The organism is Aeromicrobium sp., assembly GCF_037719875.1.
Classification (GTDB): domain Bacteria; phylum Actinomycetota; class Actinomycetes; order Propionibacteriales; family Nocardioidaceae; genus Aeromicrobium.
On sequence record NZ_JBBJMJ010000007.1, the window covers coordinates 124,172 to 146,361 of the forward strand.

General features: G+C 68.1%; 24 protein-coding genes. 20 read left to right on the forward strand and 4 right to left on the reverse strand.

Annotated elements, in window-relative coordinates; genetic code table 11:
* Position 1 precedes the first annotated feature (1 nt).
* The 12 genes from WKF39_RS09175 to WKF39_RS09230 all read left to right on the forward strand — a co-directional run bounded on the left by WKF39_RS09175 (position 2) and on the right by WKF39_RS09230 (position 11,425).
* Entirely contained in the window at positions 2-802 is an 801-nt protein-coding gene (locus WKF39_RS09175; protein WP_340387586.1) for a hypothetical protein, read from the forward strand.
* Entirely contained in the window at positions 799-2,106 is a 1,308-nt protein-coding gene (locus tag WKF39_RS09180) for an ATPase, T2SS/T4P/T4SS family (RefSeq protein WP_340387588.1), read from the forward strand. Before WKF39_RS09175 ends, WKF39_RS09180 begins: the two co-directional genes overlap by 4 nt.
* Positions 2,106-2,990 (forward strand): type II secretion system F family protein, encoded by an 885-nt coding sequence (locus WKF39_RS09185; protein WP_340387590.1) that lies wholly within the window; start codon positions 2,106-2,108, stop codon positions 2,988-2,990. The genes WKF39_RS09180 and WKF39_RS09185 overlap by 1 nt, the downstream gene beginning before the upstream one ends.
* On the forward strand, positions 2,987-3,889 hold the full coding sequence (locus WKF39_RS09190; RefSeq protein ID WP_340387592.1) for a type II secretion system F family protein: 903 nt from the start codon (positions 2,987-2,989) through the stop codon (positions 3,887-3,889). The genes WKF39_RS09185 and WKF39_RS09190 overlap by 4 nt, the downstream gene beginning before the upstream one ends.
* A gap of 30 nt (positions 3,890-3,919) precedes the next feature.
* Positions 3,920-4,138 (forward strand): hypothetical protein, encoded by a 219-nt coding sequence (locus WKF39_RS09195; protein ID WP_340387594.1) that lies wholly within the window; start codon positions 3,920-3,922, stop codon positions 4,136-4,138.
* 4 nt (positions 4,139-4,142) lie between these two features.
* Positions 4,143-4,565, forward strand: a complete 423-nt coding sequence (locus tag WKF39_RS09200; protein WP_340387595.1) for a TadE/TadG family type IV pilus assembly protein — start codon at positions 4,143-4,145, stop codon at positions 4,563-4,565.
* Entirely contained in the window at positions 4,562-5,029 is a 468-nt protein-coding gene (locus WKF39_RS09205) for a TadE/TadG family type IV pilus assembly protein (protein WP_340387597.1), read from the forward strand. Before WKF39_RS09200 ends, WKF39_RS09205 begins: the two co-directional genes overlap by 4 nt.
* The gene (locus WKF39_RS09210) at positions 5,026-5,673 is read left to right on the forward strand and encodes a pilus assembly protein TadG-related protein (protein WP_340387599.1); all 648 of its coding nucleotides are present in this window, start codon (positions 5,026-5,028) and stop codon (positions 5,671-5,673) included. The genes WKF39_RS09205 and WKF39_RS09210 overlap by 4 nt, the downstream gene beginning before the upstream one ends.
* Before the next feature lie 91 nt (positions 5,674-5,764).
* Entirely contained in the window at positions 5,765-6,349 is a 585-nt protein-coding gene (locus WKF39_RS09215; protein WP_340387601.1) for a hypothetical protein, read from the forward strand.
* Positions 6,346-7,422 carry a hypothetical protein gene (locus tag WKF39_RS09220; RefSeq protein WP_340387603.1) on the forward strand — a complete coding sequence of 359 codons (1,077 nt, stop codon included), beginning with the start codon at positions 6,346-6,348 and terminating at the stop codon, positions 7,420-7,422. The genes WKF39_RS09215 and WKF39_RS09220 overlap by 4 nt, the downstream gene beginning before the upstream one ends.
* 15 nt (positions 7,423-7,437) lie before the next feature.
* Positions 7,438-10,218 (forward strand): LysM peptidoglycan-binding domain-containing protein, encoded by a 2,781-nt coding sequence (locus WKF39_RS09225; RefSeq protein WP_340387605.1) that lies wholly within the window; start codon positions 7,438-7,440, stop codon positions 10,216-10,218.
* Positions 10,219-10,507: 289 nt separating this feature from the next.
* The gene (locus WKF39_RS09230; protein ID WP_340387606.1) at positions 10,508-11,425 is read left to right on the forward strand and encodes a LysR family transcriptional regulator; all 918 of its coding nucleotides are present in this window, start codon (positions 10,508-10,510) and stop codon (positions 11,423-11,425) included.
* A gap of 20 nt (positions 11,426-11,445) precedes the next feature.
* Here WKF39_RS09230 and WKF39_RS09235 read toward each other — a convergent pair whose 3' ends face one another.
* Positions 11,446-12,201, reverse strand: a complete 756-nt coding sequence (locus WKF39_RS09235) for an enoyl-CoA hydratase (RefSeq protein WP_340387608.1) — start codon at positions 12,199-12,201, stop codon at positions 11,446-11,448.
* A 90-nt stretch (positions 12,202-12,291) separates the two neighbouring features.
* Between WKF39_RS09235 and WKF39_RS09240 the strand changes: the two genes are divergently transcribed.
* A complete protein-coding gene (locus WKF39_RS09240; protein ID WP_340387610.1) occupies positions 12,292-13,110 on the forward strand; it encodes an S-methyl-5'-thioadenosine phosphorylase in 819 nt (272 codons plus the stop codon).
* Positions 13,107-14,159, forward strand: coding sequence for an NAD-dependent epimerase/dehydratase family protein (locus WKF39_RS09245; protein WP_340387612.1), 1,053 nt, complete (start codon positions 13,107-13,109; stop codon positions 14,157-14,159). The genes WKF39_RS09240 and WKF39_RS09245 overlap by 4 nt, the downstream gene beginning before the upstream one ends.
* Positions 14,160-14,164: 5 nt before the next feature.
* On the opposite strand, the gene WKF39_RS09250 is transcribed toward WKF39_RS09245, so the two are convergent.
* Genes WKF39_RS09250 through WKF39_RS09260 form a run of 3 tightly spaced genes read right to left on the reverse strand, consistent with a single transcriptional unit; the run spans position 14,165 to position 17,186 of the window.
* Complete coding sequence (locus WKF39_RS09250; protein ID WP_340387613.1) at positions 14,165-15,169, reverse strand: HAMP domain-containing sensor histidine kinase; 1,005 nt, start codon at positions 15,167-15,169, stop codon at positions 14,165-14,167.
* Complete coding sequence (locus WKF39_RS09255; protein WP_340387615.1) at positions 15,166-15,888, reverse strand: response regulator transcription factor; 723 nt, start codon at positions 15,886-15,888, stop codon at positions 15,166-15,168. Before WKF39_RS09255 ends, WKF39_RS09250 begins: the two co-directional genes overlap by 4 nt.
* A gap of 2 nt (positions 15,889-15,890) precedes the next feature.
* Complete coding sequence (locus tag WKF39_RS09260; RefSeq protein WP_340387617.1) at positions 15,891-17,186, reverse strand: hypothetical protein; 1,296 nt, start codon at positions 17,184-17,186, stop codon at positions 15,891-15,893.
* A 113-nt stretch (positions 17,187-17,299) separates the two neighbouring features.
* On the opposite strand from WKF39_RS09260, the gene WKF39_RS09265 reads away from it, so the two are divergent.
* The 6 genes from WKF39_RS09265 to WKF39_RS09290 all read left to right on the forward strand — a co-directional run bounded on the left by WKF39_RS09265 (position 17,300) and on the right by WKF39_RS09290 (position 21,868).
* Positions 17,300-17,962 carry a glycosyltransferase family 2 protein gene (locus tag WKF39_RS09265; RefSeq protein ID WP_340387619.1) on the forward strand — a complete coding sequence of 221 codons (663 nt, stop codon included), beginning with the start codon at positions 17,300-17,302 and terminating at the stop codon, positions 17,960-17,962.
* Positions 17,959-18,606 carry a DUF2064 domain-containing protein gene (locus WKF39_RS09270; RefSeq protein ID WP_340387621.1) on the forward strand — a complete coding sequence of 216 codons (648 nt, stop codon included), beginning with the start codon at positions 17,959-17,961 and terminating at the stop codon, positions 18,604-18,606. The genes WKF39_RS09265 and WKF39_RS09270 overlap by 4 nt, the downstream gene beginning before the upstream one ends.
* On the forward strand, positions 18,603-19,247 hold the full coding sequence (locus WKF39_RS09275) for a methyltransferase domain-containing protein (protein WP_340387623.1): 645 nt from the start codon (positions 18,603-18,605) through the stop codon (positions 19,245-19,247). The genes WKF39_RS09270 and WKF39_RS09275 overlap by 4 nt, the downstream gene beginning before the upstream one ends.
* Positions 19,244-20,416, forward strand: a complete 1,173-nt coding sequence (locus WKF39_RS09280) for a molybdopterin-dependent oxidoreductase (RefSeq protein WP_340387625.1) — start codon at positions 19,244-19,246, stop codon at positions 20,414-20,416. Before WKF39_RS09275 ends, WKF39_RS09280 begins: the two co-directional genes overlap by 4 nt.
* On the forward strand, positions 20,413-20,841 hold the full coding sequence (locus WKF39_RS09285; protein ID WP_340387627.1) for a hypothetical protein: 429 nt from the start codon (positions 20,413-20,415) through the stop codon (positions 20,839-20,841). Before WKF39_RS09280 ends, WKF39_RS09285 begins: the two co-directional genes overlap by 4 nt.
* A 307-nt stretch (positions 20,842-21,148) precedes the next feature.
* The gene (locus WKF39_RS09290) at positions 21,149-21,868 is read left to right on the forward strand and encodes a hypothetical protein (protein ID WP_340387629.1); all 720 of its coding nucleotides are present in this window, start codon (positions 21,149-21,151) and stop codon (positions 21,866-21,868) included.
* The last annotated feature ends 322 nt before the right edge of the window (positions 21,869-22,190 follow it).

The following is a 22,190-nucleotide window of genomic DNA, read 5'->3' on the forward strand; positions in this document are numbered from 1 at the left end:
CGTGGGACTTCTTGCCATTGCCTCAGCCAAGGGATCGCCCGGCGTCACGACCACGGCGATGCTGTTCGCCGCGCTCTGGCCGCGGCCGAGCGTCATGGTCGAGTGCGACCCGTCCGGCGGTGACGTCGCCCTGCGCATGCCTGGAGCAGATGGCGAGCGGTTGGACGCCAACCCCGGCCTCCTGAGCCTCGTCGCGGCCGGTCGCAAGTCCCTCTATCCCGCGCTGGTCGCGGAGCACTCCGAGCAGATCGTGGGCGGGCTCGATGTCATCACCGGCATGACGGCTCCCGAGCAGGCCGCGGGTCTTGGTCAGTGGGGTCAGCTCGGTGCGCTCTTCGCCAATCTGCCGGCCAACGACGCCATCGTCGACCTCGGCCGGATCGGCGCCGAGACTCCGCAGAACGCCATGCTGGCTTCGGCATCGGCGGTCGTCATGGTCGTCGACACCGTGCCAAGCAGCGTCGTGCACCTCCGCGAACGCCTGCGCAAGGTCAGCGACAGCCTCGGCGGCGCCTCCGGCGCCCCGCTCTACGTCGTCGTGGTCGCGCCGCCCAAACGCTCGCGTGCCGTCGGCGAGATCCGTGACGCGATCGACCGATCGGGCACCACGGTCGAGGCCGTGCGGCACCTCGCGGCGGACACCTCCGGTGCCAGCTTCTTCCTCGGGCAGGTCTCGGGCAATCCGTCCCGCACCCACCTCGTACGCTCTGCGCAGCCCATCGTCGACGAGATCGCCGGCCGGACAGTCGGATCCTTCCTGCCGAGCGACCGTGAACCCAGTGACACCGAGGCGGCCTCATGATCGACCACGACCTCGTTCGTTCGCTGCGCACGCAGGTGGCCGACCGTCTCAACGAGCAGCGGCGGCGCGACCAGATCAGCGGCGTCACGCCGATGAACGCCGACGACGAGCGGGAGTATGCCCGCTCGTTGATCATCCAGGTCCTCGAGGACCACGCCCGTTACGAGGTCGCGGACGGGCGCAAGCCGATCCCGGCCGATGTCGAGGGCCAGGTGGCGTCGGCGATCCACTCGGCCCTGTTCGGAGTGGGCCGGCTCGAGCCGCTGCTCTCCGACCCCGAGGTCGAGAACATCGACATCAACGGTTGCGACCACGTCTTCGTCCAGTACGGCGACGGCCGTGAGGAGCGGCACGCTCCGGTTGCCGAGACCGACGACGAGCTGATCGAGCTGGTCCAGGTCCTGGCGGCCCACACGGGCCTGTCGAGTCGCCCATTCGACTCCGCCAACCCCCAGCTCGACCTGCGACTGCCTGACGGCTCCCGACTGTCGGCGGTGATGAACGTCTGCGCCCGACCCTCGATCTCGGTACGCAAGGCACGGCTCGGCCGGGTCTTCCTCGACGAGCTCGTCACCAACGGCACGATGTCGGAGGACATCGCCTCGTTCCTGAGTGCTGCGGTCAAGGCTCGCAAGAACATCATGATCGCCGGCGCCACCAACGCCGGCAAGACGACGATGCTCAGGGCGCTGGCCAATGTCATCTCACCGGCCGAGCGACTGATCACGGTCGAGCGAGCGCTGGAGGTGGGACTCGGGGAGTACGAAGACCTGCACCCCAACGTCGTGTCGTTCGAGGAGCGGCTGGGCAACTCCGAGGGCCTGGGGCACGTGTCGATGGCCGAGCTCGTACGGCGGTCGCTGCGCATGAATCCGTCGCGCGTCATCGTCGGCGAGGTGCTCGGCGACGAGATCGTCACGATGCTCAACGCCATGAGCCAGGGCAACGACGGCTCGTTGTCGACGATCCACGCCAACTCCTCGCTCGAGGTGTTCAACCGCATCGGCACGTATGCGATCCAGAGCCGCGAGCGGCTGCCGCTCGAGGCCACGACGATGTTGATCGCCGGCGCTCTCGACTTCGTCGTGTTCGTGCGCAAGCACAATGATCACGCGACCGGTGGCGTCCAGACGCGCGTCGTCGAGAGCATTCGCGAGGTCGTCGGCCACGACGGCCAGGTGCTGTCCAACGAGGTGTTCGCGCCCGATCCGGACGGCCGCGGAGCGGCGCACTCGCCGATCGGCTGCATCGCCGACCTGCAGGACCACGGCTACGAACCCAACGTGCACGGTCGGTGGGCCTGATGCTCGAGGAGTTCCGCCTCCCCCTTGCCGTCACGGCCGGAGCGATCCTCGGGTTGGGCTGCGTGCTTCTCGCCCACGCCGTGCGGAATGGCCGTTCCGACACCCTGGAGGGGGCCACCCCCCAACGTCGCCGTCTCTCGTCGAGGACCTCGAAACGTCGGGCCCAGCAGCTGCTCGCCGGAGCGCTCGCGGGCGTCGTGATCCTCGCCGTGACCCGGTGGATCGTCCTCGCGGTCGTCCTCGGAGCGCTCGTGGCGTTCTGGGACCGGGTGTTCGGGGGAGCGCGACATGAGAGGGCCGCTATCGCCCGGATCGAGGGTCTGGCCGGGTGGATCGAGGCGCTGCGCGACACGATCGCCGGAGCCGTCGGACTCGAGCAGGCGATCCCGGCGACGTCAGTCAACGCCGCCCCGTCGATCCGCCCGTCGCTCAATCTCCTCGTCGATCGTCTGCGCGTCCGAGAGCCGCTCCCCGATGCCCTCATGAAGTTCTCCGAGGACCTGGACGATCCTTCCGCCGACCTCGTCGTCGCCGCGCTGATCCTCAACGCACGGCTCCGCGGCCCCGGACTCAGGGAGGTGCTGACAGCCCTGGCCACCTCGGCGCGAGATGAGCTCGACGTGCGCCGTCGGGTGGAGTCGAGCCGGCGCAGCACCCGTCGAAGCGTCCAGGTCGTGGTGGGCGTCATCGGCGGGGTCGCGGCTCTGCTGGTGGTGTTCAACGGTGAATACGTCAAGCCCTACAGCACCGTGGAGGGCCAGGCAGTGCTCGCCGGCGTGCTCGTCGTGTTCGGGCTCAGCGTGTTCTGGCTCCGGAGCCTGTCGGGCGTCGCTGAGCCCGAGCGGTTCCTGATCAACCCAGGGATGGCAGGACCCGACGTATGATCCTCGAGCTGCTCGCCGGAGCGAGCGTGGGTGCCGGCATCCTTCTCATCGTCCTCGTGCTGAGCCGTCCGGTCCCGGGGGTCGCGGCGACGCTCAACCGGCTCGACCGCACGCGGCACTCGCGCCGGTCGTTCACGTCGAGCGCGGCGGGCACCACAGCCGACGGCCGGCTCGATCGGGTCCGCGAGAGTCTCGGCGAGCGGATCGAGGCCGAGGCATCGTCCCGCGGCTGGCAGCTGATGCGTACGCGTGAGGACCTCGCGGTCATGAACCGGCCGATGACGACCCACTTGGGCACCAAGGCGCTCCTGGCTCTCGCCGCCTTCATCTGGCTCCCTGCCACGGTGTTCGTCCTCGGGCTTGCCGGCGGGATCGGCCTCCCGGTCGTGTTCGCGATCCTGGCGGCGGTCGTCGCCTTCTTCCTGCCCGATGTCGCGCTCCACCGCGAGGCCGAGTCGCGGCGCCGCGACTTCCGTCACGTGACCGGAGCGTTCCTCGACCTCGTGGCGATGAACCTCGCCGGCGGACGCGGGCTGCCCGAGGCCCTCATGGCGGCATCCTCGTTCGGCGACCACTGGGCCATGGTGCGGATGCGCCAGGCACTGTCAAACGCCCGCATCATGGGCTGGACCCCGTGGGAGGGCATCGCGAGACTCGGCCGGGACCTCGGCGTCGACGAGCTCCGCGACCTCGCCTCGGCCCTTGCGCTCGCCGGCGACGAGGGCGCCAGGATCCGGTTGTCGCTCATGGCACGCGCGGAGAGCATGCGCCGCAAGGAGATGGTCGACATCGAGGGCGCAGCAGGCGAGAGCTCGCAGTCGATGCTGATGGCGCAACTGCTCATGTGCGTCGCATTCTTGGTATTCTTGGCCTATCCAGCCGTCAGCCAACTTGGTTAGGTGGCTGCTCATGTATCGGGAGGAACCTGCATGTCCCCTGAAGTCTTCTACGCCACCGCCATCATCACGTTGGTTCGTGGTCGCGCGGCCCGAGCGCGACGAGAGGGCTTCAACGAGCGAGGCGCGTCTGCCATCGAGTGGGCCATCATCTCGGCCGTCGTGGTCGTCCTCGCCCTTGTCGTCGCCCGCGTCATCCAGAGCGTCGTCGAGGACAACGCCAACAAGATCGAGCAGGGTTCCAACACCTGACCCGATGCCGGCGTCAAGATCAGCAGGCCGACGCGAGCGGGGCACCAGTGCGCTGGAGTTCTCGATCATCGCGCCGGTCTTCCTGCTGCTGATCTTCACGATCATCCAGGCTGGCCTCTACCTCTACGCGCGCAACACTGCGCAGTCGGCATCGCGTGAGGGCGTCTCCTACCTGCGGCTCGCCGGCAACAACTCAGACCCCGGTTCCTTCATCTCCGCAGCCGAGGACGTCACCGAGGGCTATGCGGCCAAGATCGGCCGGCTCAAGAACGTCACCGCGGTCGGGACGGTCGACACGGACACGGGCCGGGTCACGATGCTCGTCATCGGTGAGGCGGTCCTGCCGCTGGGTGGCAACGTCGAGATCCAGCAGTCGTCCGAGGCAACCCTCGAGCAGTTCCGCGGCGACACGAGGGACTCCCAGTGAGAGTCCCAGTCAGAGTTCCGGCGAAGCGCGGCGACGAAGGTTCCGCGAGCCTCGAGCTGGTGATCGTCGCCCCGTTCCTGCTGGCGCTGATGATGCTCATCATCGCGTTCGGCCGTTTTGCGCAGACCGAGAACCTGGTCGACCAGGCCGCTCGCGACGGAGCCCGGGCCGCCACGGCGCAGAACGTACGCGGTGACGTCCCAGATGTCGTCAGCCAAGCCGTCGAGGATGCGATGGCCGAGGCGCCGGCCTCGTGCCGGGACAGTGCCGTGGTCGAGCCACCGCAGCTGTCCAGGACCGCCTTCGACCTGCCCGACCCCGATGATCCACTTGCGATCGACACGGTGACGGTGACGGTGCGCTGCACGCTCGACCTCAGCGATCTCGCCGCGCTGCCACTCAAGTCCGTCGACATCACCAGGACGTTCACGAGTCCGCTCGACCGCTATCGGGGTTATCGATGAAGTGCCGCGACGAGACCGGTTCGATCACCCCGTTCGTGGTGATCGTCTCTCTCGCGATCATCATGTTGGCGGCCCTCGTGGTGGACGGCGGGCGTCAGCTCAATGCCAAGGGACGCGCCATCGCATACGCGCAGGAGGCGGCGCGAGCGGGCGCACAAGCGATCGACGTCACCGACCCGCGACTGGATCTCGTGCCGACGCTCGCGCTCAAGGCGGCGAGGCAATATTGCCAGCAGGCGATGGCCGCAGATGGGCAGCTCGTGAAGTGCAACGCCCAGATGACGACGGTCAATGATCCGGCGGGCGCGTTCAACGCCGTCACGGTCTCGACGCAGGTGCGGGTCAAGGCGATCCTGCTGGGCATCGTGCGCCGCCCGGTCCTCAATGCCACCGGCGCCGCCCTGGCGCGGCCGGTCAGCGGCATCTCCGAACCGGACAGTGGAAAGGTCCCGACGGTCGGTCCGCCGTCGGTCGCGCCTCCGAGTGGAGGCGTGCCACAGGTGACCGCTCCGCCGACGCCCCCCGAGATCGAGGTCACTCCGTGCAAGCCCAAGGAGACCGACAAGCCCAAGGACGAGGACAAAGACAAGGACAAGCCCAAGGATCCGGACGACGACCTGGAGGAGTGCAAGACTCCGGACTGACCGTGGTTACTTCTGGAAGGTTTGGGCGCTATACCTTTATCTCGGTATGCTGCTGAGAGTTTTGTACTAGATCTCCGGGGGGAATTGTTCTGTGAGTCGGCAATTGTTGACGGCCGGTGTTGCGCTGGTGGCGTTGCTCAGCGTGACCGCGTGCAGCGGCAGCGACGACGAGCCCCAGCCCAAGCCGACCAAGAGCACGTCTGCCACGCCCGCTGCGCCGGAGCAGCCCGAGGGCGCAGACGGTGTGACCTATCGGATCCAGAACTGGGACGACTACGCCGAGGATCCTGCGATCCTCGCCTGGAAGCAGGCCAACGAAGCGCTCGCCGCTTCGATCAACCAGGGAAAGGTCCTCCCGTCGCTCCGCAGGGCATCGAGCAAGAGCGTGTTGCGGGAGAACGTCACCGCGGTGAACAACGCCAAGAAAAATGACTGGCGGGTCAAGAAGCTGGGAAAGGTTCGAGTTGAGACCGCCGACACGGTCGGTAGCAAGGCGACGCTCCTCGTGTGCTTGTGGGCACCGTCCGTCGGTCTCTACGAGAAGGACGGCAGTTATTACGGCGACAAAGAGGTGTTCTGGTTCCGCCAGGACAGCACCTTGAAGAAGACCTCGGGTGGATGGGTTGTCGCGACGTCGAAGTACGACGGAAAGTGCCCCGGAGGTGCACCCGAATGAGAAAATCCTTCGCAGTCACTGCACGCCTGGCCCTGGCAGCCATCTTGACGATCCTCGTGTTGGCGGCAGTTTCTTGGGAGCCCGCGGTTGCTTGCCCTCCCACCGGTTGCGCTACGGAGTCGGATCCAGAGCCCGAGCCTGTCGGCAACACGACCGACGGCACGCAGCAGGAGACCTACACAGCGCCGACCAAGTCGTGCTCGGTCTACGCCAACGGCGGCGGCATGGGCATGTATTGCGTGTCGCTGCTCGGTGGAGACACCAAGACGCTGCGTGAGAGGTTCGGCAAGCAGAATCTGCAGACCTGCCGCTACTCGGAGATCCCCAAGGCGATCCAGACGCCCTTCAACGCCAACCCCGGCGAAGGTCGATACATGATCATGACGTGCCTGGGCAACATCGACTTCGACACCTATGCGGGTGGACCCGATCGCACGGTCGACGTGCAGATCGTGTTCGTGCCCGACGGCACCGACACCGAGGATCGTCACAACGGCATCACCGACTTCCTCTGGGAGTCGTTCGGCAATAGCAGCACCCAGATGCCGGTGCCGTTCATGCGCACGCGGCCCAACATCACCCCGCTCGTGGGCATCCCGACGTTCTTCACGTTCCGCTGGATCGATCCGATCGACAAGAACGTCGTCGCCAAGGGCCCCTATGCCGGCTCCGCGGACGGGGGTCCCTACCAGGAAGTCACCGAGCAGGGCGTGACGATGAGGGCCCGGGCCACCGAGATCCGCATCGACGCGAACCAGAGGGGTATCCCCGCCGTCACGTGTGACCCCACCACGCCCTACACGGTCGGCGCCAAGCCGTCTGCCCAGCCCGCGGGTGCCTGCAAGATCACGTTCCCGCGGTCATCGGCGTCGGCGCGCAAGTACGCCACCGACGGCATTCCGTCGAACCTCAAGGACGCGTTCTACGCCGACGTCGAGGTGACCTGGGAGGTCACCTACGGCGAAGACGGCAGCATGAGTGACCTGGGCGACGGATTCACGATGCGCCTCAAGCAGGTCCTGCCGGTCCAAGAGGTGCAGGCCCCCAATCAGCCACCCGCCGTCATCTACTGAGCGCAGGAGAGAACGATGCCTCCGACCATCGAACGATCTCCACACCACCGCCTGCCGGCGACTGCCGACCAACCGAGCCGGCTCAAGCAGGTCGCGATCGGCGCTGCGGCGCTGATCGGGACCCTGGTGCTCGTGATCGGCGTGCCGATCGCGCTGCTCGCGGCGTTCGGTGCGCCGTGGCCAGATGAGATGCCGACGGTCGAGTGGCTCAGCAGCCCGACGACCGGAGAGACGGTCATGGCCGTGCTGGCCGTCGTGGTGTGGCTCGCGTGGTTGCACTTTGTGGTGTGCCTCGCCGTCGAGGCGATCGCCGAGCGTCGCCAGAGCGGCCTCGCCCCGAGGATTCCCGGTGGTGGGATCGGCACCCAGACCCTCGCCCGCAGGCTGATCAGCTCGATCGTCCTCCTCGCGGCGATCACATCGGTCGGTATGTCATCGGCTTCAGCCGTCGAGTCATCGGCGCCGGTAGCGCAGAGCCAGTTCGCGAGCCAGGTCATGCAGGCCCCGGCGAGTGCCGAATCGGCTCTGCCCGACGGCACCCTGCCCTCCGTCAGCAGTCTCGACGATGCGACGGCTCTCGACGTCGTCGAAGGTGTCACGACCTACTACGACGTCAAGCCGCCCAACGGGCGCCACTACGACACGTTGTGGGACATCGCGGAGCGCTACCTGGGCGACGGGCTCCGCTACAAGGAGATCTGGGATCTCAACAAGGGCATCACGCAGCCCGACGGCCGGGTGCTGGAAAAGGCAGACCTGATCCATCCCGGCTGGGTCATGAAGTTGCCGAACGATGCCAAGGGCTCCGGTCTCAAGGTCATCGATCATGCCGCTGATGCCAAGTCTGCTGACCAAGCGTCTGACGCGTCCGCCGCCGCAGCTCAGGTCGATGCCGAGCCCCAGGCCGGCGACGAGGCCGAGCTCGTGTCCGAGGACTCCGGCGGAGTGGACCTGGGTGCCTGGTCGCCGCTGTTCGGCGTCGCGGGTGGGCTGGTCCTCGCGGGTGCCGCGCTGGCTCTTCGCCGCCGCCGCGCCTCGGCGCCGAGCACCGACTGGTGGTCCTCGAGGGATCCTTCGGGCACCGACCCCCACGATCCGGATCCGGCGTCACCGCCGCCGGGGGCGCGGCTGCGAGACGAGGCCGACATCGAGACCTCCACCTGGTTGGATCGGGCGCTTCGCTCCCTGAGCGGTGCACCCGGCATGCCCGCGCCGTTGCGCGCCTCGGTCAGCGGCAGCGGGATCGCCATCGCGTTCGACACCGTCCCAGATGTCGATCCGCCCGCCGGCTGGTCCGCCCGCGCCAAGGTGTGGACGCTGGAGCGTGACGTGGATGCGGCCGGCACCGGCCTCTCCCCGCTGCCGGGTCTCGCGAGCATCGGTCGTCGCGATGACGGGAGCGTGCTCCTGCTCGATCCCGAATCCATCAGCGGTGTGCTGTCGCTCGATGGGGACACCGACACCGCGCGTGGTGTCGCCCTCAGCCTGGCGATCGACACCGCGACCCACGTGTGGGCCGATGATCGCGTGGTGACCCTCGTGGGGTTCGCGGGGGACATCTCAAGCCTGGGCCGGGGCGTGATCCGCCGCACGGATGACCTGCAGCGCGTGCTGGAGGGCCTCGACAACGTCGCACGCTACCAACGGGCTGCCTGCCGCGAAGCCGGTGCGGCATCCGTCCGAGAGGCCCGCGCCAAGGCGCCCCGCGCCGTCGACTGGACCCATCACCTCGTCATCTGCTCCGGGACACCCAGTGCCGATGAGCTGGCCCACCTCGCGACCCTCGCAGCGGACCCGCAGGTCTCGCTCGGCGTCGTCGTTGTCGGAACTGTGCGGGATGCAGCGGTCCGGCTGACCGCTCGCCCGGACGGTCGGATCTCCTCACCCCTTCACAGCGTCGACGTCATGGCGCAGGTGCTCACGCCCGAAGCGACCGAGTCGCTCGTCGCACTCTACGAGCCGGCCGAGCAGTCACGTCGGGTCAGCATCAACCAGCTCGTGGACACCCTGGAGTCTGAGCAGCAAGTCGTCGCCGCTCACGAAGCGGTCGCACGCATACGCATCCTCGGCCACGTCGAGGTCGAGGCACCGGGTCACGTGGAGTCCGAGCGGGTCGACTCGCTCACCGAGCTGGCCTGCTTCCTCGCCCTGCATCCGAACGGCGTGCACGCCAATCGCATCAGCGCCGCCCTGTGGCCACGCGGGGTGGACCCCAAGGTTCGCGACGGGGCCCTCGCCCAGATCGCCACCTGGTTCGGCACGACGGCCGAGGGTGGCCAGGTCCTGGAGCAGGACGCCGGCGTCTGGCGCTTCGCTCCCGGTGCCGTCGAGCTCGACTGGGCATCGTTCCGCGATGCGCTCAATCGTGCCGCCGAGGATGGCGCGAGGCGCGAGGTGCACCTGCGGTCCGCGCTGGACCAGGTGTCCGGACTGCCCTTCGCCGGGGCCCCGGCCGGCCGCTATGCGTGGCTCGAGTCGATGACGGTCGAGGGTGACATCGCGATCGCCGTCAGCCTGACAGTCCAGGCTTGCGCCGAGTCCGCCGCCGCTCGGGAGGACGAGGCGGCCGCACGGGGAGCGTTGCTGCAGGGCCTTGCGATGCTGCCGGCCAACGAAGAGCTGTGGCGGTCGAGGCTGCGGCTCGCGTCCCACTTCGGCGATCGCCACGATGTCGAGTCCGTCGCCGGCGAGATGTATGCCGCGATCGCGGAGCACGGATCGGTGGTCGGGTCGTCCGCCGAGACTGACGCACTGGTTGAGGAGCTGCTCCCCGGCTACCGCACGCGCGTCGCCTAGCAACGGTCGCGCTCACGACACGACAAAGCCCCCGCGAGAACCTCGCGGGGGCTTTGTCTGCGTGTCGCGGTGGGTCACATCGTGCGGGTGGGCACGCGTCCGAAGCCGTCATTGGCGACGGTGTGGACGGAGCGGCCGATCCCGATCACGGAGATGGCAGCGATGGTGATTCCGAGGGCGATCATGGTGGCCTCCTTCAAGGCTTTGGGGGTTGTCGTACTTCCAGTATGAGTAGGGCGATCGTCAAGCACAAGCGAATAGAACTACACCTAACGTGTAGCATTGCTACATGGATGTCACCCGCCTGTCCCTGCTGCGTGAATTGGCCGAACGCGGCACGGTGGGGGCCGTCGCGGACGCGATGAAGGTCACACCTTCCGCGGTCTCCCAGCAGCTGAAGGTCCTGGAGCGGGAGGCCGGCTACACCTTGGTGGAACCGGCCGGACGTGGTGTCGCGTTGACGGTGGCCGGCCGGGCGCTGGCGCAGACCGCGACCGAGATAGCCGTGGCGATCGAGCGTGCCGAGGGCCGGTGGCGCGAGTTCATGCAGCAGCCGGCCGGACAGGTCACGATGGCGACCTTCCCCACCGGCGGTGAGATGCTGTTGTCCGGAGTGCTGACCCGGCTCTTGAACGTCCCCGAGGTAGAGCTGATCTGCTCGGACGAGGACGGCGTGACAACTGACTTCGCCGATCTCACGCCGGACAACGACATCGTGCTGGCCGACTCGCCGGCAACCTCGGCGACCTGGCACGAGCGCGGGCTGCAGGTCGTCCCGCTCATCAGCGAACCGCTCGACGTCGCCCTGCCGGAGGGCCACCCGCTCGCGCGCAAGTCGAGCCTGTCACCCAGGGATGTCGTGGGTGAGACCTGGATCGGGGTGCCCCACGACTACCCTTTCGATCGAGTGCTGGGCCAGGTCGTCGCGGCGACCGGTGAGCCGGTGCGGATCGCGCAGCGGATCTCCGACAACGGCATCGTCGAGTCGCTCGTCGCCGGGGGGCACGGCATCGCGATCCTGCCCCGATTCACGACCCGTGAGCACAGCAATGGGTTGGTCACCCGGCCACTGGTGGGGATTCGTGCCAAGCGGGAGATTGCGGCTCTTCTGCGTCCGGACCGGTTCGAACGCCCATCCGTACGCCTCGTGGTCCAGGCCCTGCGCGACGAGGCGCGCACCGTGGCCGATGCGCACCAGGCGGTCTGACCCCTGGGCAAGCAGCAACGTCAGCCCTTGGAGAAGAACCTGGCCATGAACTCGCGGAACTGCTCGCGACCGAATGACTCCGCCTGGGCACCTGCCTCGAAGTCCAGAGAGGTCCGCAGGTCAGAGGTCGTCGCGATCTGCACCGACCGCAGGATGTCGGCGTTGAGCTGTGGATCGCGAGTGGCGTAGGTCGCGGCGAGCTCGAGCGCGGCCGCCGAGGGGTCGTCGGCGAGGACATTGGCCAGACCGATCCGGTATGCCTCGTCGGCACCGATCACCGTGCCGGTGAGCAGCGCCGTGACGGCGTTGCCGGCGCCAATGCGTTGGGTCAGCATCCAGGTGCAGCCACCGCCGGGGTGCAGGCCGATCTCCGCGAATGTCGGGCCGAAGCCTGCCCGCGGCCCCGCGACGATGACATCGCAGGCCAGAGCGATGTTGAGGCCGGCGCCGACGGCCGGCCCCTGCACAGCAGCGATCGTCGGAATCGTCAGGTCACGCAGTCCGAGGAACGAGGCATAGACCTTCATGAGGTGTTCACGCATCTCATCGACGGGTCGGTCCAGATCGCCGAACAGGTTGTCGAGGTCGGCACCCGCGCAGAATGCCGACCCGTTTCCCGCGACGACCAGCACTCGGGCGTCATGGTCTGCGGCGACCGCGGCGACCGCGGCCGAGAACTCATCGAGCAGGGGCCAGTCCAGCGCGTTGCGCCGCTCCGGGGCATTGAGCCGGATCGTCCGCACGTGGCGGTCGGACTCGAGCTGGACCAAGGACATGGAGCGACGGTATCGGGTCACGGCGCCACCGAACGCACCGCAGGCGCGTCCGGTCGGCCAGGTGATCGTGACAGGTGACATGCTCGGGGCATGAGTGAGTCCGTGCGCCCCGATGTGGCCGTGATCGGTGGATCCGGCTTCTACACCTTCCTCGAAGACCCACGGACGGTCGAGGTGGAGACGCCGTATGGCGATCCGTCGGCTCCCATATCGATCGGGACGGTCGAGGGACGATCGGTGGCATTCCTGCCTCGCCACGGCCCGCACCACGACTTCCCTGCGCACCGTGTGCCCTACCGGGCCAACATGTGGGCGCTGCGAAGCCTGGGTGTGCGTCAGGTGCTCGCTCCGTGCGCGGTGGGCGGCCTGCAGGTCGAGCACGGGCCAGGCTCGTTCGTCGTGCCGGACCAGCTCGTCGACCGGACCTCGGGACGCCATCAGACCTACTTCGACGCCGGGGCCTGCCACGTGTCGTTCGCGGACCCCTACTGCTCGCGACTCCGTGGTCACCTGCTGACCGGCCTCGCCGAGCACGGTCCCGTCGATGGCGGCGCGATGGTCGTGATCGAGGGACCGCGCTTCTCGACCCGTGCGGAGTCGAAGTGGTATGCCGACCAGGGGTGGGCGGTCGTCAACATGACAGGTCATCCGGAAGCCGTGCTGGCCCGCGAGCTGGCCCTTTGCTATGCGACGGTCGCGCTCGTCACGGATCACGACGCCGGGGTGGACGCCGCCGGCGCCGTGAGCATGGATGAGGTCTTCGAGGTCTTCGCCGCGCACACCGACGATCTCAAGTCGGCGCTGACCACCGTTGTCGCGGGACTTGGAACCGATCGCGAGTGCGCGTGCTCGCACGCCGTCGATGGCATGGACCTGCCGATCGATCTGCCTGATGCGGACGTCCAGTGAGGATCCTGCTGACCGGGGCGGCCGGGTTCATCGGCACGCACATCGCTCTCCAGGCGCGCGAGCGTGGGCACGAGGTGGTGGCGCTCGATGCGTTCCTGCCGCAGGCGCACGGTCCTTCGTCAGGCTCCGGGAGCACGGAGCAGGACGGCTTCGTAAGACTCGATCTCCGCCGCGACCGGCTCGATGAGGTGCTGGAGGGCGTCGATGTCGTCTGCCACCAGGCCGCCATGGTGGGCAACGGCGTCGACGCCCAGGATTTGCCCGACTATGCCGAGCACAACGACGTCGGGACTGCGCACCTGCTTGCCGCGATGGCACGCGCCGGCATACGCGATCTGGTCCTGGCGTCGTCGATGGTCGTCTACGGCGATGGACGCTACATGTGCCCCGCAGATGGTGACGTCCCCCCGGCGGTCCGCCGGGAAGAGGACCTGGCCGTGGGACGATTCGACCCGCGATGCCCGGTCTGTGACGGCGCCATCGCGTGGCGTGAGATCGCTGAGGACACCGCGTTCTGGCCCCGCACGAGCTATGCCGCCTCAAAGGTCGCGCAGGAGCACTATGCCGGCGCGTGGTGCACGCTCGAGGGTGCTCGGACCATCGCGCTTCGCTATCACAATGTCTATGGCCCCGGGATGCCTGCGGACACACCCTATGCCGGGGTGGCCGCGATCTTCCGGTCCGCGATCGCCCGCGGTGAGAGTCCGCGCGTCTTCGAGGACGGCCGGCAGGTGCGTGACTTCGTGCACGTCAGCGACGTGGCGCGGGCCAACGTCCTGGCGATCGAGCAGGTGGCGACTCACCCGGATGGGTTGACGCCCTACAACGTGGCATCGGGCCACACGTTCACGATCGGGCAGATGGCCGAGGTGCTCGCCGGTGCTGCCGGTGGACGCGCGCCGGTGCTGACCGGCGACTATCGCCGGTTTGACGTGCGCCATGTGGTCGCGTCACCCCAGGCGGCCAAGGTCGGGCTCGGCTTCACTGCCGAGGTGAGACCCGAGGACGGCCTGGCCGCGCTCGCGACCGACCCCTTGCGTACACGCTGAACGAGTCAGGCGGCCGGCAGCCGAACTTCGAACTGACAGCCATTGTCGTGGTTGCGGACGTCGATCGATCCGGACTGGGCGTCGAGGAGACCTCGAGCGATCGCCAACCCCATCCCCGCGCCCTGACCGTCTGACTCGCGGGCCGCGGAACCGCGATAGCCCATGTCGAAGACCTTCGCGAGGTCGTGATCGGGGATCCCGCCGCACGAGTCGTCGACGCGCAGCCACACCTCGGATCCGTCCGCACCGACCGAGACCGTGATGGTCCCGCTTCTCGGCGTGTGACGGATGGCGTTGCCGAGCAGGTTGGTGAGCACTCGCATCAGCTCCGGCCCCGCTCCGACCGCGAGCGTCCCGTGTGGGTGCCCGTCGACCGTGACGTGCACGCCGCGGCGCTGGGCGGCCGGCCGGGCGGCCTCGACGGCGGAGCGCACGACATCGTCGACCGCGATGGGCCTGACGTCGAGAGACAGGGTCCCGGCGTTGATCTGCGACATCTCGAACAGGTCGTCGATCATCGACGCCAGGCGGAGGGTCTCGGTGCGGATCAGCTGGGCGTAGTGCTTGACGTCCGCCGGCGATGACACGACGCCGTCCTCGAGGGCCTCAGTCATCGCCTGGACGCCGGCGATCGGGGTGCGCAGATCGTGACTCAACCACGCGAGGAGCTCGCGGCGGGACCGCTCAGCGCTGCGTTCGCGCTCGAGCGCTTCTCGCTCCCACACGATCCGGTGGGCCAACGAGCGACCGAGCAGCACCGCACTCGGCACACTGACGGCTGCCACGACGAGCCAGACCAGGGCCGTGCGGCGCAGCTCGGCGGTGAACATGAACTGACTCGTGCCGACCACCCCGACGATGATCGCGAGGAGCGGGACCAGGGTCAGCAGGACGATCGAGGTCACCGGCGCCCGGGTGCGAAGTCGGTGGAGCACGAGCGCACCCACGGCGACGACTGCCAGGGAGCTGAGCACCCCGATGGCGATCGCGTGCAGGGTGTCGGGGTTCATGAGCGTTCCTCCGGATCGGGATCCCAGCGATAGCCGAGGCCATAGACCGTGACGAGCCGTCTCGGCTCCGCCCGCACGGGCTCGACCTTGTGGCGCAAGCGCTTGACGTGCACCGTGACGGTCGAGTGGTCGCCGTACTCCCACCCCCACACCTGCTGGAGCAGCTCCTCGCGGCTGAACACCTGACGCGGATGACGCAGAAGGAAGTGGAGGAGGTCGAACTCCCGAGTCGTCAGGGGCAGGACCGAGCCTGACTGGAGGGCCTCCCGTGAGACCGGGTTGAGGGTCAGGTCGCCATCCATCAGGAGACCGGCCACGGGTCTCGGCCCGGCCGGCACGAGGCTGCGGCGCAGCACCGACCCGACCCGAAGGGTGAGCTCCTTGACGCTGAACGGCTTGGTCACGTAGTCGTCGGCACCGCTCCTCAGACCGGCGATCCGGTCATCGGTCTCACAGAGCGCGGTGAGCATGATGATCGGCACTTCCGAGTCGTCGGTCTCGCGCAGCTGCCGGCAGACCTCGAGGCCGTTCATCTGGGGGAGCATGACATCAAGCACGATCAGGTCCGGCGCGAGATCGCGGGCCGCAGCGAGCCCGTTCGGCCCATCGGCAGCGAGGGTCACGTCGTAGGCGTCCAGCTCGAGATAGCGCCGTAGCACGTCGCGCACGGCCAGGTCGTCCTCGATCACGAGGACGTGAGGCCGGTCGCCGAGAGTCATGCTCACCACCTTGTCAGCAACAGCAGCTCTGCGCTCAGCCCGAGAACGACCTGGGAGAGCAGGAGCGGTCGGTGCCAACGACCGGGCAGCAGGGCCGGCAACGCCACGATCCAGATCGTGAACGGCAAGAAGATGCGCTCGGTCTCGGCCTTGCTCATGCCCGAGAGGCAGGCGACGACGATCGTCAGCATCGCCGCCGCCGCGAGCTGCGCCAAGGGATTCGTACGGATCGCGCGCCACGCGGCCGGGAACGCCGCCCACACAGCCAGCCCGGCCGTGTAGGTCCAGGCGGCGACATCGCCCCACACCCAGTAGGAGTAGTGGCGCATCGAGGCATAGCCCGCGTAGTAACGCTCCCTCAGCACCGGATAGGCCTCCCACCAGGCGTATCCCCCGATCGTGAAGGCAGCGGCAACGGCAAGGGCGCCGCCGAGTGCCCACGGCAGGGGTCGCCAGGTCTTGCCGATGATCAGGATCGCGACGGACAGGATGCCGAGGAGCACCAGGCCGTACGACAGGTAGACGCACAGCCCGAGGAGCAGCCCGGCACCGATGGCAGGCAGGACCGTCCGCCGGGTCGTGGCCAGCGCGAGAAGTGCGAGGCCCCACGCGGCGACGGCGGTGAAGACCGCGTCACCGTTGACGCCCATCCACACCGCGCTGGGAGCCAGCGCGATCCACGGCATCGCCGACCGGGCCAGCGACTCTGTGCCGAGCGCGCGCAGCGTGATGAGCACCGCCATGATCGCCGTGCTCGCCACCGTCACGCAGACGACCCCGATCCAGAACGGTTCGGTGACACCCAGGCGATCGATCCCGACGAAATAGAGGAGGGCGCCGGGTGGATGACCCGCAACGTGGACATTCCAGTTTTCGGGAGCGTCGAGCGGGATCCGGTCGATGAAAGTCTGCAGCATCGTGCCGATCGAGCCGACCTGCTGGGCGTCGTAGACATACTCCTGCCGGCGTTCGAAGACGCTGGCCAGTCCCTCCTTGCCGACCGTCATCGCGAGCGCCATGGTCCAGGCCCACATCGCGGCGAACGCCGTGACCAGCATCTGCGCCCAGGGAAGCCGGTTGGCGAGGTTCGGCAGCGCGATCCAGAGCACCGGCCCGATGGCGATCGCTGGAAGCGCCGAGGCCGAGAACCCCGGATCCCACGAGGCGTGGAGCGGGGCGAACTCGATGTCGATGTCCTGGTACCACCAACGGGGGATCACGTAGGCGGCGACGACCAGAGCGAGCCCCGCGCCGGCTAACCACACGGCAGCGCGGGTCGAGGTCGAGGGGGCGGGCACGCTGGTCAGCCTAGGTCGATACCCGGCCGAACGGGGAGCGGGGTTCGACGATGTCACGAGTCGGTCAGGGCCGAGCAGGTGCGACCAAGCCTCGTTGCCCTTAGCGTCGAATCATGAGTATGAGCCAGTGCGACGTGATCATTCCGTGCCGGGATGAGGCCGCAGCCCTCCCGATCGTGCTCGCCAGCGTCCCCATTGGGTGGAACGTCATCGTGGTCGACAACGGCTCGACCGACGGAACCGCGGACGTGGCTCGAGGCCTGGGTGCCCGGGTCGTCAGTGAGTCCCGCCCGGGTTACGGCGCCGCGGTGCACACCGGCATGCTCGCCTCGGACGCAGAGTTCGTCGCAGTGATGGATGGCGATGCGTCGATGCGGCTCAGCGACCTCGTGACGATGCTCGACGTGGTCCGGTCCGGCGTCGTGACGATGGCAGTCGGCCGGCGGCGTCCGGTCGCTCGCGGTGTCTGGCCGTGGCACGCCCGGCTGGGGACCAAGCTCCTCGCGGCGATGATCCGCCGCCGCTCGGCGTTCCCGATCCACGACCTCGCTCCGATGAGGGTGAGCCGGCGCGACGACCTGCTCGAGCTCGGGGTGCAGGATCGCCGGTTCGGCTATCCCTTGGAGCTCATGCTGCGCGCCGCGCGGGCCGAGTGGACGGTGCGCGAGATCGACGTGGCCTACGACCGCCGGGCGGCAGGCACGAAGTCCAAGGTCTCGGGGTCCGTCCGTGGCACGGCTCGGGTCGTCCACGACTTCGCAAGGGTGCTCCGATGACCGACCCCACAGTGCTCGTTGTCGCCAAGGCCCCGGTGCCGGGCCTCGCCAAGACGCGTGTCGCGGAGAAGATCGGTGACGACGCTGCTGCGGAGCTGGCCGCCGCCGCGCTCCTCGACACGCTGATGACCGCGAAAGCGGTTGGCTGGCCCGTCGTCGTCGCGATGACGGGCGACCTCACGCAGGCGGCCCGTGGCGACGAGATCACCGACGCCCTCGCATCGATGCGGGTCATCGAGCAGCGGGGCGATGACTTCGGCGAGCGGCTCGCCCACGCCCACGCGGACGCCGAGGCCGGCCGCGGCGTCGTGCAGGTCGGCATGGACACGCCGCAGCTCACGGTTGCGGACTACCTGGACGCGGGTCGGACTGTGACCGAGGGCTCCCGGGTCATCGGTCCTGCGCAGGATGGCGGCTGGTGGGTTCTCGGGCTCCCCGATCCTGCCGAGGCCCACGGCTTGCGGCAGGTCGAGATGTCCACCGACGACACCGGCAGGTTGACCGAAGAGGCCCTGGGTGGCGACTTCGTGCATCTGCGGGTCGTGCGTGACATGGACTCGTGGGACGACGCCGTGGCGATTGCCAAGGACGCGCCACTCTCGCTGCTCGCTCAAGCCGTGGACACCATCGGAGACATCGCATGACCATGACCTTCGACGCGGTCAGCGCCTATGACGCCGCATTCGCCGGCAAGGCGACCCATGTCGTCGACCATGTCGGACGCGCGCAGCCCTTCGAGGTCCAGCAGTGGACCTCCGCCCCGGACTGGGTCGACCGCGTGCTGTTCATCGAGCCGTGCGTCGCAGCCACGATCGACATCGGGTGCGGACCGGGTCGTCTGGTGGGCGAGCTCAACACGCGCGGCATACCGTCGATGGGCATCGACATCTCGACCGAGGCGGTGCGCCAGACCCGCATCCGTGGCGCGCTGGCGCTCCACCGCGATGTGTTCGGCACGATCCCGGGCGAGGGTCGGTGGAAGAACGCCTTGCTGGCCGACGGCAACCTCGGCATCGGTGGTGACCCGGTACGCCTGCTTGCCCGCCTTCGCGATGTCGTCGCTCCTGGCGGCCGCATCATCGCCGAGGTGGCCGCCGACGGCGCTGGCTTCGTCCGGGAGCGCCGTCGCCTCCGGGTCGAGGGCCGACTGTCGGCCCATTTCGAATGGGCCGTGGTCGGCCTCGACGCCGTTGCCGGGTTGGCCGGGCAGGCCGATCTGCGTGTTGTCGATACAAGTAGCGTCGGCGGGCGCCACACTGCAACCATGATTCGGACCGCCTCATGAGGCTCCCCTCGGTCGACGACATCGAGCGACGCATGCCCAAGCCGGAGGACTTCGAGTCGCGCGCCCGAGGGACCGAGCTGACCGCCCGGGTGGGCACAGCACTCGGCATCGCTTTCGGCATCTGCTTCCTGACCGGCCTGTGGAGCCACTTCCAATACACGACCCCAGGCTGGGTTCCGCTCGGGCCCAACCCGACACAGCTCTATCGGTGGACACAGGGCCTCCACATCATGTCGGGTACTGCGGCGATCCCGCTCCTGCTGGTCAAGCTGTGGTCGGTGTACCCGCGGCTCTTCAGCCTTCCGCCCAAGAAGCTCGATCGAACCTTGGTCCTAGACCTGCTGGAGAAGGCTTCCATCGGCGTCCTGGTGGCGTCCTCGCTGTTCCAGGTGATCAGCGGATCGTTGAACATCGCCCAGTGGTATCCGTGGAACTTCAGCTTTCGGTCCACGCACGAGGCCGTGGCCTGGGTCGCGATCGGGTCGTTGCTGGTGCACATCGCAGTCAAGCTGCCGATCATCCGGGAGGCGCTCGGCGCCCCGATCGAGCACCGTGACCACTCCCTCGATCCTGACGCGCCGACCCGGCGCCACGTGCTCCTCGGCGCGTTCGTGGCCTCGGGCGCCGCAGTGCTCCTGACGGCGGGCCAGACCGTGCCGTTCTTGCGCAAGGTGTCGGTGTTCGCTGTCCGGGACGGCGAGGGTCCCCAAGGCCTGCCGGTCAACCGTACGGCGAATGCGGCGGGCTCAGCCAAGGCGGCGATGGACCCGCAGTTCGTGCTTGAGATCGTGGTGGGCGGGCAGACGCTCTCGCTCAATCGCGAGCAGCTCCTGGCGATGCCGCAGCGGACCCACCGCCTGCCGATCTCGTGCGTCGAGGGGTGGAGCCGCAACGCGGTGTGGACCGGAGTCGCGCTGCGTGACCTCATCGCGCTGCTGGATGCCCCACCGAGCTCCGAGCTCGGGATCCGTTCGATGCAGACCATCGGCGCATTCAGCGTCTCGGTCCTGCCCGCTGCCTATGTCGAGGACCCTCGCTCCCTGCTCGCCCTCGAGCTCAACGGCGAGACCTTGAGCCTCGATCACGGTTATCCGTGCCGCATCATCGCCCCCAATCGCCCCGGGGTCTTCCAGACCAAATGGGTCAACCGGCTCGAGGTCAAGACATGAGGGCCGTGCGGGGACTGCTCCTGCTGGTCGGTGTCGGCTTCGGGCTCTGGGGCCTGTGGCTGGTGCGCGACTTCACTTCCGAGCAGCTGATCTCGACCGGCACGTGGCTCGCGGGCGGGGTGATCCTGCACGACTTCGTCCTTGCGCCGATCGTCGTCGTCATCGGTGTCGCTGCGTCGCGGTTGCTCCCGGGCCACGCCCGAGCCGCCGCGGCGATCGCGTTCCTCGCCTGGGGGACCCTGACCGTGGCGTTCGTCGCGGTCCTCAGCGGTCAGGGCGGCAAGCCCGACAACTCCACGATCCTCGGGCGGCCCTACGTCCTCAGCTGGATAGTCCTGACGCTCGTGCTGGCCGCTGGCGCCGCGCTCCTGGCATACCGTCGCCGGGCCAGGTCGGAACCTGTAGTTCAGGCGCGGGAGGCCTGAGGACTCGCTGCGCACCTCGTGGAGCGGTGACTCAGCGACCTAACGCCGGTGCTGAAAGGTCGCTAGGTCACCGACCGCTGGCGCTCGGAGCCGATGACGGGAATCGAACCCGCATATCTTGCTTGGGAATCGGCTCCCGGCGGTGAGGCATTCGTGCAGTTCAGCGCCTGTTTTAGCCTGATCTGACGGGTTGAACCTAGCACGCTCGACAATCGCCAGAAATCGCCACCTGATGCCGGAAGTTCCGGCACGTTCCGGCACGGCCCGTCTTCCTGGGTTCGATCGGAGGGCCGCCTACCCTCGATGGATGAAGGACTACGCGGAGGCGCTGCGCTACACGAACGAGTCGATCGCGTTCATAGAGCGAGCACTGCGGCAGGAACGGCGCCTTCAGCGTTCGTACAAGAGGCTGCAGTCAGTTGCGGTCAACACCGAGGGGTCGGCGTGGGCGCCTCCGGAGTACGGCGAAGCGGTTTCGCGATTCGAGGATCAGCTCTACTTCCTGATCGTGGTGCTTCGCCAGGTGGTTCGTGGGCGGGAACTGATGGAGCATTTCGGCTTCCCGATGCCCCAGGTCAGGCAAGCGGCCCTGATCCAGTCCTGGAGGAACATCGCAGAGCATTGGGACGACCCGCCTAAAGGTATACCCGTCCGTTCCATGAAGTCGTGGACGCAGGAGTCCGACGAGTCTCATCCAGGCCTATCGCACACAGGTGCTGGCGGAAGGCTGCGCACCGCGTCAGGGTTGAACGTCCGGAAGGTTCGAAAGGATTTGCGTGTTCTCCGCGCTGCCATCGGAGAAGTCAGCGAGGCGGAGTGGCACCACTGCTACATCACAGAAGATGAGGCGGCCGAAATTCTCGGGCTGTCGACTCAAGACTTCTTGAGTATGTCCAGTCCGCCTATGTCCATGGACTTTGAGGGTGATGTTGGAGTCAGGTATTGGCGAGAGTGGGTTGAAGCGCGTGCGGCGGGCCACCTTGCGCCGCCGAGATGGCTGGCTGAGGGATGGGTTCGCTTCCACTGACTTGTGTCGGGTCGCGCAGCAGGGCCGGCAGGGCTGGGAACGAGCCGGCAGGGCCGGGCACGAGGTCGGCGGGCACGAGGTCGGCGGGCACGAGGTCGACGGGCAGGCCGGCCAGGGAGCGCGACCAGGAGCCGTGACGGCACGGCCACGAGCACGACTAGGCACGAGCGCGACCAGGCACGAGCGCGACCAGGCACGAGCGCGACCAGGCACGAGCGCGACCAGGCACGAGGTCGGCGGGCACGAGGTCGACGGGCACCAGGTCGACGGGCACGAGGTCGACGGGCAGGCCGGCCAGGGAGCGCGACCAGGAGCCGTGACG